We start from the raw sequence: 15506 nt of genomic DNA on the forward strand, positions 1-15506 counted from the left end.
TAAAACTAGGCCTGTTGCGTCAATTTAGTTAAACTCAACGTTAACGATTCCAATTCACTAAAGCTGCTAACAATAGATTGAATTCTGTCATTTTGTTCCTCCATCGAAGCAAGCATTTCCTCTACAGTTGCACTTGACTCGGCTGTGTGGGTTGTTACTTCATGAATTTCGACGAGTATTTTTTCGGTTGAAAGATTCATTCCTTCCATTTGTTTGTTTACTTGTAAGGACTGAGCCAAGGAGTCATTTGCATGCTTTTCGATTTGTGAAAACTGTCCTTTTGTTGCCTCAGTCACAAGGAGACTTTTCTCAATTGATTGGTTGTTTAATTCTCCTTTTTGTTTTACCAGCTCAATCTTGCTGTGTATTTCCTGTAATATATTTTTTATTTGCATCGTAGACTCTTGAGAATTTTCGGCTAGTTTTCTAACTTCATCTGCCACAACTGCAAAACCTTTTCCATGTTCACCTGCTCTTGCAGCCTCAATAGAAGCATTTAATGCTAAAAGATTAGTTTGTTCAGATATATCTGTTATTGCAGTTAAAATAGTTGATATTTCTTTACTCTCCGAAAATAATTTTGCTACAACTTCGTTTTGAATACTCATCAATTCACTCATTTTGTTCATTTGTACTGTCAGCTCTTCTACACGTTTATTTCCTTCTAACGTTGCGTCAGAAGTAGCCTGCGACCGTTGATTCATACTTGAAAAATTAGTTGCAATCTCACGCATATCTTTCGTAGTTTTACCTATCACCAACTGTATTTGAGAGGCACTTGCGGCCGATGCTTCGACCCCTTGAGCCATCTCACCATAAGAACCAGTTATTTCAGAAGCAATTCTTTCCGCAGAGGATATATTCTCTTTGAGGTGGGAACTAAAGGAAGTAATGACACTTATCGATTTTTCTACCTCTAGTAACAATCTATCTGACTTTTCCTTAGCTTCCATTGTTACCTTGAAATTTTCGTTCATTTCCGATTGCATATTTTCACCAATTTTTGCTTGGGCAATAAGTGCTGAAGTAATAATAACAAACATCACGTTCAAGGATATTAATATATCAAACCCTGCTCCGTAAAACATCTCTTCTTGAAACCTAATAAAAAAGTAGTTGGATAACCCTAGGCCTAATAAGGCTGATAGTGCAATAGATCTACTGTTATGAAACAATGTGATAAAAGCAATCGCGACATAAATCATCATGTAATTTGATAGCTTGGGAGAAGTCGAAACCATAAAATAGATTAATACGGAAAAATTAACAACCATCACATATTGAATATAGGCAATACCGATTCCTTTGAGTGTTAAAACAGTAATAATACTAACAGCAGCGAGACCTACTATTCCGTAAGTAATAACCCCATTTACGGGAACTCCAGCTATGAAGTTACTCACTAAACCCAGTATGTAAGCAAACCATAGCAATTTCATCATTAATACATTTCTTTTCTGAAGAATTTCTATTTTCGAATTCATCCTTATAATCCACTCCTCTATGAATGAATAACCATTCAATACTATTAATATAATCATATTATCAAAAAAATGGTAATATTTCACTATATTTTTTCAGAAAAGTGAAAATATAATTAAAAATCAAGTAAGTTGCTTAATCCATGGACCTATTTTATGTATGTGAGTTAAGTCCCTGTGTGTAATAGGGGCTTTATGTTCTGCAATATATACTGCTTTTATGCCTAATAACAAAGCTGGCGCTATTTCATTCATAAAATTATCACCGATCGATATCATATTTTTATAAGAAATCTTATTGTTAAGCTGTAGTTTTTTGAAGTGCTCGGAAGTAAGACTCGGTTTTTTTGCAGAGCTTATAATCTCATCGAAAATATTTGTTAAATCTAAGTTTTCCATGAGTCTTTCTACATCATCTTTATCACTGTTCGTTATTAAAACAACTTTATTTTTCTGTTTTAATTTTAATAGTCCTTCTTTAAGACCAGAAATCTTGTCTAAATTAAACTTTTCACTACTCATGTAATCCTTTGTCTCTAAATAATGAGGATAGCAATACTTTACACGATAATGTTTCGCGCAAACAAAAGGAAGCCACCATCCATCGCCAATCGCAATAATTTTTTCGAAATCAAATTGAACCTCCTTGTTTTTATATAATGAAATAATAGCAGGTAATTTATTCCCATCCCAATCGTGGGAATCTACCACTTCTAATGTCATAGGATCAATTGTTAAAGCTGCATCATTGGCGACATCATATCCTTTACCAATTTGTACAGTATGATTGCCATTTTTCATTTTTTTATAGTCGTTCCAATATTCAAGCCTTTTCTCTTCTGCTACACTCGTAGCTAAACGTTCTGCATAGTAATCAAAATGGTCGGTACCTTCGTAGAGTGTTCCATCTAAATCAAATATGTACAATTTCTCCACTTCACTTCAATCCTTTCTTATCAGATAATGTTACGCTTAACTCTATTACGTATTTATTTTCATTTTAACCGAATATAATTTGATTGAACCACCTGGTGTAATTCTTTAGATGCAGTTAGTAAAGAAGAGGGCTTAAAAAAATCAATTCCATCACCAGCTAATGTTGTTACACTCAAACCTTGTTCTTGAAGTAGTATATATCCTGCTCCAAAATCCCACGATCCTAGACCTGCAAAAATAGCCCCATCTAATCGACCTACTGATACATAAGCAAGCTCTAATGCGGCTGAACCGATACAACGAAATCCCCGAATATCCGTTGCCATCTGTTGGATAGGCTGCTCATAAAGAAAATCATTCGGTGCTAACCATAAATGATTCATACTGATCAATGCTTGCTCATAAGTTGTTACCTTAGAAGGTAGTTTCATCCGCTGATCGTTTAAATAAACTCCTTCACCAGCAAGGGCATGAAACATCTCATCTGATATCGGATCATAAATAACGCCCACAACTGGCTTACCATTGTCATAAATACCGACAGAAATACAGAAATTTCGTTTTTGATGGACGAAGTTTGTTGTTCCATCAATCGGATCCACTAACCAGACAACTTCATGTTGCGGATTATAATCTTTCTGATCAGAAGCAGTACCTTCTTCCCCTAAAATATAATGGTTCGGAAATGTTGCATTAATCTTCTTAACAAAAAACATTTCAATCTCTTTATCTTTCTCAGTAACAAGGTCAGCTGCTGATGTCTTGTATTCCACTTCTAGATCCATCGTGACTGATTCCCTTAAAATAACACCTGCCTCATATACCCATTCCTTTGTATAACGATAAATTTCTTGTCTGTTCATTACTTGTGTCCCTTCTATGTAAAAAAATAGAGATGAGGACCCATACATTGTCGGAGCCTCATCTTTCTACTGCTTATTTCGTTTATCTTTCACATATTCTGTCGAATTCATTACACTAGCCTTTTACGAATTTTACCGCTGATTAAATCAATAGGACTTACAAATACAACTACGACAATTAAAATCATACCGACATCTTCCCAACTACGCTATAAGACATCTGACACCTATCTCTTATAAAACCCCACTTTATAAACTTTTATTAAGGAATTTTCTAATTAAACGGTCCTGACAGTTTAGAGTTTAAAAGCATAATAAAGCAATTTAACGCCAGAACAATAACAGAAATGGGAAAGAAAACTTAAAACGTGAACTAAAACTTTACACAATCAGCTGATGTTAAAACCAATATACAACACAACAGTAATCGCTATGAAAAATTGGAGCCAAAAAAATACTTTTTTCTTTGATGTTAATTGTTTTTTTGCCATACGGTTCGAAATCAATTCCATGACATAAATCAACCAAAAAGACAAAAGTCCTTTTAATATCGATCCCCACCAAATATTCATTATAATTAAGAATACTCCAGTCGTTAAGACGAGAATATAGAGTACACGTAGTATCATTTGGATTACTTTAGCCATACTAAACTTCCCAAAAAATAAAAGAATGACCGTTAATATAAAAAGTACGATACTAATGAACCAAAATAACGAATGGGAATGTAAAAACACCTGATAATGTTCCAATGCGATTGCCCCCTTTATCCGACCTATACAATTGAATAGTATAAACGATTAAGGGGAAAAAAAGAAACATCACTCTCTAATATTTATGTAATTATTTACTAAACTTCTGTCATCATCACCCCCTTTCAGAGGTTGATAATCTGCTGCAACAGAAATAGGCTTCATCATGTAGCCAACATTTCTTATGGTTTTGATATAAGTGGGGTTTCGGTAATATGGTTCGATCTTCTGGCGGATTCGACTAATAAACACGTCAATAATACGTTCATCAGTTTGTGAGCTATCTGTGGATAACATGCCGAGTAAATGGTGTCGTGAAAAAGCTTTTCCTTTGTTCTTTAATAAATAATAAATTAATTCAAACTCTTTTCTAGTAAATTCAAGTGCCTCTCCCGATCTATAAACCATGAATTGAGAAGGATCAATAGCTAAATAGCCGTTTGTTATAAACGTGTCTATTTGAAGTAAATCTTTTTTTTCTTTCATCGAGTTAGGCGTATTACAACATAAAAATCCCCTGCGATGAATAGATTTCACCCTGGCAACTAATTCTTTCATACGCAGAGGCTTAGTCATATGATCATCGGCGCCCAATTCCAAACCTAATACGGTATCAATTTCGTCTGTGTTTTCCGAAATAAAGATAATCGGCGTCCAATTATTATGGATTTGCCGCATCTCTCTGCATAAATCGAGACCTCCCATATCGGGAAGGCTCAATTCTATGACAATCGTACTTGGAGAAAGTGTTAATGCTTTTTTTAAAGCATCTTCCCCTGAACTTGAGCCCCATGTTTTAAACCCATTGGACCTAAATACATCCTCAATCTTCAAACGAGTACTTAAATGATGGTCAACAACTAAGACAGATTGATTTCTATTAGATTCATTCATGAAATCAGCTACCTTCCTGGCTTCGTATTCAATCGTTAATTTAAATCAAATCTTTGTCCGTTTACTTCATAAATGATCCATTCAGATATATTGGTACAATAATCAGCGATACGTTCAATATACCTTGCGATAAATGTCATCTGAGTGATATTTTCAATGTCGCTTTTATCTGTGATGGTCACATGAATGATTTTTCTTATAAACTCTCCATAAGCAGCATCTACAACATCATCCATAGAAGCAACATGCTGCGCATCCATTACTCTGCTTTCTTTATATGCTAACAAAACTTTTTTCATCATGTCCCGTGCTTTGTTAGCCATTTCTAGTAGGGAGATTTCATATTCATCAAACTTCTCAGAACCATGCATTCTTTCAGCAGCTTTTGCCATATCAACTGCTAAATCACCCATTCTCTCTAAATCACTTGATACTTTCAAAGCAACAATAATTTTTCTTAGATCACTGGCAACTGGCTGTTGCTTAGCAATTAATAGTGTTGCTTTTTCATTGATATCTAATTCAATTGCATTAATATATTTATCATTTTCTATAATTTGCTCAAACTTAGCGTGATCCTTGTTATGAAAAGCATCCATTGTTTCTAAGAAAGCTTTTTCTACCAACGAACCCAATAGCTTAATTTCCTCTTTTAACTCTATCATTTCTAAATTAAAGTTCTCTCTAACTGTCATATCATCTCTCCTATCCGAAGCGACCAGAAATATAGTCCTCCGTACGATTATCTTTAGGGGTTGAAAAAATGAAATCTGTCTTATCATTTTCTACTACTTCACCATTCAAGAAAAATGCCGTTTTATCCGAAATTCTTGCTGCTTGCTGCATGTTATGAGTAACTATAACGATAGAGTAATTCTTTTTTAATTCCTGTACTAACTCTTCTACTTTTAATGTTGACTTAGGATCTAATGCTGAGGTGGGTTCATCCATTAAAATCACATCTGGTTCAATTGCCAGACAACGAGCAATACATAAGCGTTGCTGTTGCCCGCCGGAAAGGCCGTAAGCATTTTCATGTAACCTATCTTTTACTTCCTCCCATATAGCTGCACCTTTCAAACTTTTTTCAACAATTTGTTTCAAGAGTTTTTTATCTCGAATACCGTGAACCTTTGGACCGTATGCAACATTTTCAAATATTGTTTTCGGAAATGGATTTGGTTTTTGAAATACCATTCCAACGCGGGTACGAAGTTCTTCCACATGGTAGTTTTTATCAAATATATTTTTATCTCTGTATAAAATTTCACCAGATATTTTAACACTTTCCACCATTTCCACCATTCTATTCAGCGTTTTAATATAGGTAGATTTCCCACAACCTGATGGTCCGATAATCGCAGTCACTTCATTTTCCAGGATCGGTAGATTAATATCTTTCAAGGCATGTGTTTGACCATACCAAAGATTTAATGCTTTAGTTTGAAAGACAGGAGCCTTTTGTCTTTCCTTTGTAATCGTTGAACTTTCATTTTCATTTTTTTCTTTGTTTTCTTCTTGATCGAAAGAAGTTAATGATGACATAATGTTCGCCTCCTATATTAATATCTTTTTTGAAATTTATTTCGGATAATAATAGCAACCGAATTCATTAAAAATAATACTGCCAGTAAAACAACAATCGTTGCTGCAGCTAAATTTAAATATTCTTCCGTTAGGACAGAATCTATTGTCCAATAGTAAACTTGCATAGGTAATGCTGTAAAATTATCAAAAATACTATCAGGTACTGGGATAATTAATGCTGGAATCCCTAGTGCAACTAATGGAGCTGTTTCTCCAATTGCTCTTGACAGTGCCAGTATCATCCCCGTTAAAATACCTGGTATAGCAGCGGGTAACACAACTTTTTTTATAGTCTGCCACTTTGTGGCTCCCATACCATAGGAAGCTTCTCTTAAAAATCCGGGCACTGAGCGTATTGCCTCTTGAGTTGCCACCACTACAATTGGGAGTACTAGTAATGACATCGTTAATCCACCAGCTATAATACTGGAACCGAAACCTAATACTCTGACAAATACAGTTAAACCTAGTAATCCAAAAACGATGGAAGGGACACCCGCTAAATTTGAAATATTCGTTTGTATGAATGAATGAAGTCGACCCTTTTTAGCATACTCTTCTAAATAAATTGCTGTCCCCACACCGAGTGTCATCGTTACTGGTCCGACAATCAGCATAAGCCATAATGTACCAGCTGCTGCTCCCTTTATGCCTGCTATTTCCGGATTGAAGGACAATCTGTTCGTCAAGAAACTAACATCAAGCCAACCAATACTATCAATAAATACTCTTGTTATTAATATTGCTAGAAAAACTAAACCAAAAAGTGTTGCAGCTAAGAATAAATATTTAAATACTTTATTTAATAGTAAACGCGTCTGCATCTTTTTTCGCACATGTCCACGATCAATGTATTCCATAATTAATATACCTCCCTAAACCTACGAGTCAAATAGGTAGCAAACATGTTCATCAATAACGTAAATACAAATAATGTCATACCAACAGCATATAAACTAAAGTAAGCCGTAGTTCCAGCACCAGCATCACCACTTGTTACTTCCACAATATAGGCCGTCATTGTCTGCATCGACTGTGTAACATCAAATGTAAAATTCTTTGTACTACCACTTGCAATAGTAACAATCATCGTTTCCCCAATCGCACGGGATATTCCTAAAACAAAGGAAGCGATAATTCCTGAAATTGCAGCAGGGATAACAACACGAAATGCCACTTCCAAAGGAGTTGCACCTAAAGCCAATGCACCTTCTCTCATCGAATTAGGCACAGAGTTCATTGCATCTTCTGATAGAGAAGCTACCATTGGAATAATCATGATACCCATGACAATTCCAGGGCTAAGCACATTCGTTCTATCCAAAATAGGAATAACCTCTTGTAGAACCGGAGTAACAAAAGTAAATGCAAAAAATCCATAAACAATTGTTGGTATTCCTGCTAAAACTTCAATCATTGGTTTTAAGACTTTTCTAGAATTACTGCTTGCATATTCACTTAAGTAAACGGCAGTTGTAAGCCCAATCGGAATTGCAACGAACATAGCAATTAACGAAGACATCACGGTACCCATTAACAATGGTAAAATACTGAATTTAGGGTCAGTAGGGTTCAAAGGACTCAAATCCGTAGTGGTAAAAAATTCGGTAAAGGAAACTTCCCTAAAAAACAGAATCGTTTCATAAGTTAATGTGCCAACGATTCCAATCGTGGTAATAATCGAAATAAAGGCAGCCAAGAATAAGATTACGGGAACCATTTTTTCAACAAAAACAGATTTATTATTTTTTCTTTTAGCTTCAATAGCTTCTTTTACATTTAATCTCTCTGACATCTGAACTTGACCCCTTCCAGCCATTCTATAAACACTTTTAAGGAAGGTGAGAAAAATGGAATTCTCCTCACCTTCGTTAAACAATGAATCTCTATTATTCGATAGCTTCGACTTCTTCTAAATAACTATTAAGCTCTTCTTCTGGAAGTGGAGCAAATCCTGTTTCACCAGAGAAATCATCTGCAGCAGTTAATACATATTTAATAAAGTCTTTTACTTCTGGTTTTTCTTGTGCAGCATTCACACTTAAGTTCGTAAATACAGGACGAGTAAATGGTGCATATGCACTTTCTTCTCCAATAGTTTCAAGAGTAGGTTCAACTGGTCCGTCTCCGAAGTCCACATGAACGGCTCCTAGTTTGTCATCATTATTTGTATAGTAACCAAAACCAAAGAATCCAATGGCATTTTCGTCTTCAGAAACTAGCTCTACAAGCGTAGAATATTCTTGTTGAAGATTAATTCCTTCTACTAAATCTTGTTCTTCAATGATTTCATCTACGAAGAACTCATATGTTCCGTGATTTTCGTTTGGTCCGTAAAAATTGATTTCTTCTTCTGGCCATTCCGGTCTTACATCAGACCATAAAACAACATCGTCATCTTTAAAGTTTCCTGTAACGAAAACTTCTTTAATTTCTTCTTCTGTCATTTCATTTGCCCAATCATTATCTGGATGAATGACAATCGTTAATCCATCTAAAGCTACCTTGAATTCTTTTGATTCAATTCCAGCTTCTTCTAAACCAGCTAGCTCTTCTTCTTTAACAGGTCTAGACGCGTTAGAAAGATCCGTTTCGCCATTAATGAATTTTTCCATTCCTGCACTTGTTCCTGCACGTCCTACTTCAACGCTGACACCTGCTTGTTCTGTTGTCATATATTCTTCTGCTAAGCGAGCCATGAGTGGATATACAGTTCCCGATCCATCAACCGATACAGTTCCTGAGATTTCTTCAGAAGTTTCTTCGTTTGTTTCTTCAGTAGTTTCATTTCCGTTATTTGCATTATTTCCGTTGTTAGATGTACCAGAAGCCTCATCTTCCTCGCCACAAGCTACGGCGAATGTGATAAGTCCTGCTAGCATAAGTGATAATTTAACTCTTTTCACTGTTACATTCCTCCTCGAATTTATAAAACTATGTGTTTTGGGCCTCTCTCTTGGCCACAATTGAAGTATAATAGTTGAATATTAAGGTAGAATGAATGTAATGTAAATGATTTGTGAATTATTTGTAAATTTTCTTGTCGATTTGCACATAAATCTGCAGAAAACTCTCTGTTTATATACTTTTTTAAGAAATTACATTAATGTATTAATTAAAATTTCTATATATAAACCTTGTTTAAATCTATTATTTTCTCACCCAGCCTCTATAATTTTATGATTAAACGATCAATATACAATTTAAATTCTAAAAAAAACACCTGAAGAAAAAAGCTCTCCAGGTGTTTTGAATCTTCGCATAAAAAACTCTCTACGTTTACTTCGTGACTAATTCTTTCATTTTTTCATAACCAATACTATCTTCCTCTTGCCAAGGAATTAAAATGGTTCTTACGGAAAGTTCTTCACTAACTTTTTTTATCCATACTTTTTCTGCTTCTGCCTTTCCCTTTAAAACCGGTTCTGTTACAGCTGTCCCATAAAGACTTTGGTTAATTACCCAAGCTTTGGGATAAATATCTGCACGCTTTAAATCTGCTTGCAGCCTAGACGCTTCTAATACGGGTGTTGCTTCTGGCAGTGTTACGAGTACTACATCTGTTTCTTTTGCATTTCGAAGTCGCGGAAGTAAATTCTTTACATTTTCCGGCACTTCACCTGTTGATCGTTCGAGTTCCTTATGATAGGACTGTGTGGCATCCAACAACAATAAAGTATGTCCTGTTGGAGCTGTATCAATAACAACAATCTCATTGTCGGCTCCTGCTACTACATCAGCAAAGGCACGGAAAACAGCAATTTCTTCCGTACATGGAGAACGTAAATCTTCTTCTAAGTACGCCTTAGCTTCATCATCCAATTCTCCGGCAGTCTTCATTACTTCGGCTTTATAATCTTCTACTTCCTGAACAGGATCAATTCGTGAAACAGTTAATAACTCGGGCCCTGTTCCTTTAAAACGATCTGTTAAATGGGCTGCCGGGTCTGTTGTCGTTAAATGAACCTTATGCCCTTTTTCAACTAACCCAACTGCAATCAAAGATGCTAGCGTCGTTTTACCTACTCCACCCTTCCCCATTGTCATGACAACCCGTGTGCCGTTCTCGGAATATTCGTCAACCAACTGTTTCACAGACTCGAGTGACTGCTCCTGAAGAATCGTTTTCTCTATTTCAGAATCTACGTTTTCACGATCATGAAAAAGACTTCTCAAGCTTTCAATACCTGTTAGCGACTGTGCCATGAAAGGTATACTAGAAATGTTCATCCCACTTAAGTATACCGACATCGTATCAATCGCTTGCTCATGTTTTCGAGAAAAGGCTTCGGAAATACTGTCTCCTTGAAGTTTTGCCTGATAGTGTCCATTCAGAATTAGTTTCTGGTTATCAATTCCAATCTCTCTAAGTTCGCGTGATGTCCGTTCCGCTTCCCGAAAAGAAGTGACGTCAGGTCGGGTGACAAGAATGAGTGTGGTCTGTTTGGGATTAGAGAGTGCCCGAACTGTCTTTTCATATAGATCTTTCTTTTCAGCCACCCCCGCGAGAGGACCGAGACAAGAAGCACCATGAGTGGAATCTTCCAGAAAACCACTCCAGGCCGTTGGCAATTTGAGCAAACGTAAAGTATGGCCTGTCGGTGCAGTATCAAATAGTATATGGTCAAACTGCTCCATCATTTTCCCATCCGCAAGTAAGTTTGTAAATTCATCAAAAGCAGCGATTTCAACCGTACAAGCACCGGACATCTGCTCTTCCATTTGATCGACGACGGCATCGGGCAATTTGCCTCGGTATGGACCGACTAAATTATCCCGATATTGACGAGCCGATTCCTCAGGATCAAGATTACAAGCATAAAGACGATCTACACCGTTTACAGGCTGAGGATCATTTGTTAGATCCATACCAAACACATCCTGCAAATTAGATGCTGGATCCGTACTGACTATGAGAACTTTTTTACCAGCATCTGCCATCGCAACTGCTGTTGCTGAAGCTGTTGTCGTTTTACCGACGCCTCCTTTTCCTGTAAAAAATAAAAAAGGGGTATCACTAAGAAAGGATGGCTTAAACGGTTCAAACATTAGTTTCCCTCCTGCGTTGTCACATTGATATCTAGTCGAACTTTAGGCTTTTTAATTGATAACTCATTTTCGTCTATGTTAAACCATACCGAAAACTCGTCATTAGAAGGATATTCTCCTATTTTATACACTTCACCATCCACCAGAACAATTGGTAATGCATCTGGTCCTTTATCGTGAAGCACACCGTTTACTACCTCATTTTCTGCAAAAGCTGCTGGATCATTAGCAAGATTATAACGTGTGACTGGATAGCCTTTTTTGTTTAGGGAATAGATCGCCGTCGCAAGTTTAGTTAATTCCGGATCTACGGTTGGACCACAAACTCCGGTATCACAACACATTGCAGGATCATATATCTCTATTTTTTTCATCACAAGCTCTCTCCTTCATAAGAAATTATTTAAAGACTTGATAAAAAGCCGTGAAAGGAATTTCCCGGCCATTGATGTAGTTATTCGCCTGTTTCAGCATATGTTTTAATTCTAACGCCAATTTCATCACGAACGCGTTGGAAAAATGCCCATTTTTCTTCATCCGATCCTTCTGCTTTTGCAGGATCATCAAAACCCCAGTGAGCACGTTTTACGTGAGGGGGTGTCATTGGACATTTGTCGGCTGCATCCCCACAAAGTGTCACAACAAAATCTGCATTGTTTAAAAGCTCTGAATCAATGATGTCTGATGTTTGGCTCGAAATATCAATACTGACTTCATTCATTGCTTTCACTGCGTTTGGATTCAGACCATGTGCCTCTATGCCAGCGCTGTATACATTCCAGTCCTCGCCTAAATGCTGTTTCGCCCATCCTTCTGCCATTTGACTACGGCATGAATTACCTGTACATAAAAAATAAATTGATTTCTTAGTCATGCAAAATGTCTCCTCTTTATTAAGTATAAGTGCTAACAATAGCTTACGATACGATAAATTATTATTTACAATTAACTGGCGTTTCTTTTGACAACAATAAGTTAAACTGTTCGTCTTCCTTATCAATGTGGTTCAATATACCTTTTACAAGATGTGAATGAACCGATGATTCATCTATGGAATAATACCGCCACTGCCCCCGTCGATCTTCTTTCACAAGCCCCGCTTGTTTGAGTTTACGTAAGTGTTGACTAATTGCTGGTTGACTGATTGCAAACATATCAACAAATTGACAGACACAGTATTCTTTTTGCTCAACTAATTTCATTATTAATAACCTCGTCGGATCACTAATTACCTTAAGGCATTCAACAACTTCTCTTGAGGTTTGTTTGGTAGACGTCACCATGCATACCCTCCCCCTTCTTTATCATTGTATAATAAAATACTTATATAAGTCAAACTGTATATATAAAATCCATTTCAATTAAACACATGTAGACTAGCAATATTAGTATTCAGTAACCACTTTGTTAACAGAGGCAATTGGTAATTTAGGTGATGTAGCATTATACCATTGCAGACAAAACAGGTAGATCAGAATTATATCAACAACATCTCCTCCGTAAAACATAAGCTTTCCTCCAATTTCAGACTCGTAGACCGATACTCCAGTTAATGGATAGGCATAAATATATTTAGACAATATACTGTGACTGCCAAGAGCAATCACTAAGACAATGGCTCGATATAAAAAACTTGTCTTATATACGAATGAATCAATAGAGATCATGGAAGTCGTAAACAGAAAACCAGCCACAAACACATGGAAATGGATGACGACATGTATCAACATGTTTTGTTGCATTGCTAAGTACAAACTCGTAGTGTAAAGAATCCAAAGCCCACCAAAATTGAGAAGTGCCGATACAGCAGGGTCAACTAAAAACCGGGATAGCCTTGTCTGTAGCAATTTTGACAGAAACCTAGCTTTTTGAACAGATAATGTTCGAAGTAGTAATGTCATAGGTGCCGACAGGACAATAAATAGAGGTGCCAACATTCCCAAAAGCAAATGACCAATCATGTGTAATGTGAAATCTATATGAGCACGGGGAGCCAATGGTCCAACAACGAAAAATACACAACTAACTCCTAAAATCCAAAAGACTGAGCGATGTAACGGCCATTGTCTAAGTCGTTGGTTAGATTTCACAGCGGCAAAAATATATATACTAATAATAAGTAGATATCCTATTACTATAACGGGTTGAAAAGCAGTCCACTCTCTATAATGAAGGTGATTATTGACCATTATGTAACTTCTCCCCGCGTAGTCTTGATCGTTTGCGTTTTATAAATTAAAATTAACCCGATTACAATCATTATGAAAGCAGTAATATTCCAGGTAACATCGTAAGGAAACAGAGGAACATTATATCGAATCTGATGGATTTGCATCAGTTTATGTTGGACTATACCGTCATACAATTGAAATAAGCCAGCCCCGAATAAAACACCACCCCACCACCTCTTGAGGCGCATAGCATTTCTTCTTCTGAGATCAGCAAAAATAAACAAAGACGCAATCGTTGCAAACCAACTAAACGCATGAAACAATCCATCTGACACTAATCCAATCTCCGAAGTAGATCTATCATAGAAATGGTGCCAATGAAGTAATTGATGAAAAACTACTTCATCAAAAAAAGCTATTAATCCAAGTCCAAACAAAATGCCTGCCCATAAGTTTCTAGTTGAATAAGTTGTAGTGTTTGCATCGGTAGTATTCATTGTTGAGTTTACACTATGTGTTTTCATATCATCCAACCTTTACACGTATTAATCTTTCTTCCCTTGTCTTATTTTCTCTTAGATAAGCATTTTATAAACATCTTAATGGGTAAATCTGGATAAAAGTGGGCCATAAAACGCAAAAAAACATTCCTATATACTTTAGGAAAGTTTGAGTTCATCTACAAAAGCCATGTCTTTCCGGTTTCCGCTAATGAAATCTCACCACTATAAGTTTTCGCGACTTCATTAACTAACTGCTGATGATCTCCGAAGTGAGGAAGATGAGAGAGGACGACCTCTTTGGTTTCACTTTCCTTCGCAAGCATTGCTACTTCTCTGCTGTTCATATGCCCGAACTTTTCAGCGGATTGGTCTGCATAAAAACTTGTTTCAGCAATGAGCAAGGAAGCATTTCTTGCAAAGGGTATCAATGATTCTTGAAAAGTAGTGTCTGCTGTATAAACAATAGTATGATTTGTTTCTGAACTTTCAATTCTCATCGCATAGCAAGGGGCTGGATGATCTGTTTTTTGAAACGTAATGGTGAACGGACCGAATTTTACTATACTATCAAGTTGATAACTGGTTACCTCTGTGAATGGAGGTTTCCCTAATTTTTCGAAGCCTGTTAAATCTTCTTTATGAGCATAGATTTTCAGTGGTTTCTCTGTTTTATTCAAGTTTATGTCAACAACGCGGCTGTAAGTGAGCACACCTAAATCTGCGACGTGATCATGATGATAATGACTAAGAATGACCGCATCCAGTGTATGTAAGTCCAGATAGTTTTGGAGTTGCGCAACGGCGCCACTTCCGCAATCAAGCAGAATTGACTTACCTGCTTCTTCTAGTAAAAAACAACTCGTTGCTTCATTTTTTTCAGGATAAGCTCCCCAAAAACCAATGACAGTAAGTTTCATGCATACATCTCCTTTTAATAATATCGAAATGTTTATTCGAGTATAAACCAAAGTTGCTGACTCAAGCGTTGCTGGCGTAACAGCCACCTAGAGCAGATTCGAACCTCTCTGTTCAACGAAAACAACAATCTCTAAAAAAACGATCATTTTATAGTTTTTCTTTTAAGAAAAACGGCATAGCCGTCTTTTGTTAAATACAGCGTCAGCTTCCGGCGCCCCGAGTAGCACCTACGTAGTGCGTGTAGGTGCTACTCGAAAGGAGGGTGGTTTTCCTTTGATACGTGCGGCGTGAAGGTAGCTGCTAATTTTATAAATTCTTATCTTTAAAAAAAGACCCTAATGATTATTAATAA

Annotated in this window: 17 protein-coding genes; all 17 read right to left on the reverse strand. The window is 36.5% G+C overall.

What is annotated here, in order from left to right:
• Nucleotides 1-5: 5 nt before the first annotated feature.
• Nucleotides 6-1484 (reverse strand): methyl-accepting chemotaxis protein, encoded by a 1479-nt coding sequence (locus ACHABW_RS06640; RefSeq protein ID WP_435754595.1) that lies wholly within the window; start codon nucleotides 1482-1484, stop codon nucleotides 6-8.
• Between the two features lie 120 nt (nucleotides 1485-1604).
• Complete coding sequence (locus tag ACHABW_RS06645; RefSeq protein WP_435754596.1) at nucleotides 1605-2417, reverse strand: HAD family hydrolase; 813 nt, start codon at nucleotides 2415-2417, stop codon at nucleotides 1605-1607.
• Nucleotides 2418-2476: 59 nt separating this feature from the next.
• Nucleotides 2477-3280, reverse strand: coding sequence for an inositol monophosphatase family protein (locus ACHABW_RS06650; protein WP_435754597.1), 804 nt, complete (start codon nucleotides 3278-3280; stop codon nucleotides 2477-2479).
• A 389-nt stretch (nucleotides 3281-3669) separates the two neighbouring features.
• On the reverse strand, nucleotides 3670-4032 hold the full coding sequence (locus ACHABW_RS06655; RefSeq protein WP_435754598.1) for a DUF1516 family protein: 363 nt from the start codon (nucleotides 4030-4032) through the stop codon (nucleotides 3670-3672).
• A gap of 69 nt (nucleotides 4033-4101) precedes the next feature.
• A complete protein-coding gene (locus tag ACHABW_RS06660) occupies nucleotides 4102-4926 on the reverse strand; it encodes a response regulator transcription factor (protein ID WP_435754599.1) in 825 nt (274 codons plus the stop codon).
• A gap of 35 nt (nucleotides 4927-4961) precedes the next feature.
• A complete protein-coding gene (gene phoU / locus ACHABW_RS06665; protein ID WP_435754600.1) occupies nucleotides 4962-5621 on the reverse strand; it encodes a phosphate signaling complex protein PhoU in 660 nt (219 codons plus the stop codon).
• 10 nt (nucleotides 5622-5631) lie between these two features.
• Nucleotides 5632-6471, reverse strand: coding sequence for a phosphate ABC transporter ATP-binding protein PstB (gene pstB, locus ACHABW_RS06670; RefSeq protein WP_435754601.1), 840 nt, complete (start codon nucleotides 6469-6471; stop codon nucleotides 5632-5634).
• Between the two features lie 17 nt (nucleotides 6472-6488).
• On the reverse strand, nucleotides 6489-7373 hold the full coding sequence (gene pstA, locus ACHABW_RS06675; RefSeq protein ID WP_435754602.1) for a phosphate ABC transporter permease PstA: 885 nt from the start codon (nucleotides 7371-7373) through the stop codon (nucleotides 6489-6491).
• A gap of 2 nt (nucleotides 7374-7375) precedes the next feature.
• Complete coding sequence (pstC, locus tag ACHABW_RS06680; RefSeq protein ID WP_435754603.1) at nucleotides 7376-8308, reverse strand: phosphate ABC transporter permease subunit PstC; 933 nt, start codon at nucleotides 8306-8308, stop codon at nucleotides 7376-7378.
• Nucleotides 8309-8402: 94 nt separating this feature from the next.
• Nucleotides 8403-9419 (reverse strand): PstS family phosphate ABC transporter substrate-binding protein, encoded by a 1017-nt coding sequence (locus tag ACHABW_RS06685; RefSeq protein ID WP_435754604.1) that lies wholly within the window; start codon nucleotides 9417-9419, stop codon nucleotides 8403-8405.
• A 373-nt stretch (nucleotides 9420-9792) separates the two neighbouring features.
• Complete coding sequence (gene arsA, locus ACHABW_RS06690) at nucleotides 9793-11562, reverse strand: arsenical pump-driving ATPase (RefSeq protein WP_435754605.1); 1770 nt, start codon at nucleotides 11560-11562, stop codon at nucleotides 9793-9795.
• Complete coding sequence (gene arsD / locus ACHABW_RS06695) at nucleotides 11562-11936, reverse strand: arsenite efflux transporter metallochaperone ArsD (protein WP_435754606.1); 375 nt, start codon at nucleotides 11934-11936, stop codon at nucleotides 11562-11564. The genes arsA and arsD overlap by 1 nt, the downstream gene beginning before the upstream one ends.
• A gap of 80 nt (nucleotides 11937-12016) precedes the next feature.
• Nucleotides 12017-12436: an arsenate reductase (thioredoxin) gene (arsC, locus tag ACHABW_RS06700; protein WP_435754607.1), complete on the reverse strand. Its 420-nt coding sequence runs from the start codon at nucleotides 12434-12436 to the stop codon at nucleotides 12017-12019.
• 61 nt (nucleotides 12437-12497) lie between these two features.
• Nucleotides 12498-12845, reverse strand: coding sequence for an ArsR/SmtB family transcription factor (locus ACHABW_RS06705; protein ID WP_110935033.1), 348 nt, complete (start codon nucleotides 12843-12845; stop codon nucleotides 12498-12500).
• Nucleotides 12846-12947: 102 nt separating this feature from the next.
• Entirely contained in the window at nucleotides 12948-13751 is an 804-nt protein-coding gene (locus ACHABW_RS06710) for a cytochrome c oxidase assembly protein (protein ID WP_435754608.1), read from the reverse strand.
• Nucleotides 13751-14257 (reverse strand): DUF2243 domain-containing protein, encoded by a 507-nt coding sequence (locus tag ACHABW_RS06715; RefSeq protein ID WP_435754609.1) that lies wholly within the window; start codon nucleotides 14255-14257, stop codon nucleotides 13751-13753. The genes ACHABW_RS06710 and ACHABW_RS06715 overlap by 1 nt, the downstream gene beginning before the upstream one ends.
• 155 nt (nucleotides 14258-14412) lie before the next feature.
• Nucleotides 14413-15153 (reverse strand): MBL fold metallo-hydrolase, encoded by a 741-nt coding sequence (locus ACHABW_RS06720; protein ID WP_435754610.1) that lies wholly within the window; start codon nucleotides 15151-15153, stop codon nucleotides 14413-14415.
• Between the last annotated feature and the right edge of the window lie 353 nt (nucleotides 15154-15506).

Source organism: Salipaludibacillus sp. CF4.18, from assembly GCF_051262595.1.
Classification (GTDB): domain Bacteria; phylum Bacillota; class Bacilli; order Bacillales; family Salisediminibacteriaceae; genus Salipaludibacillus; species Salipaludibacillus neizhouensis.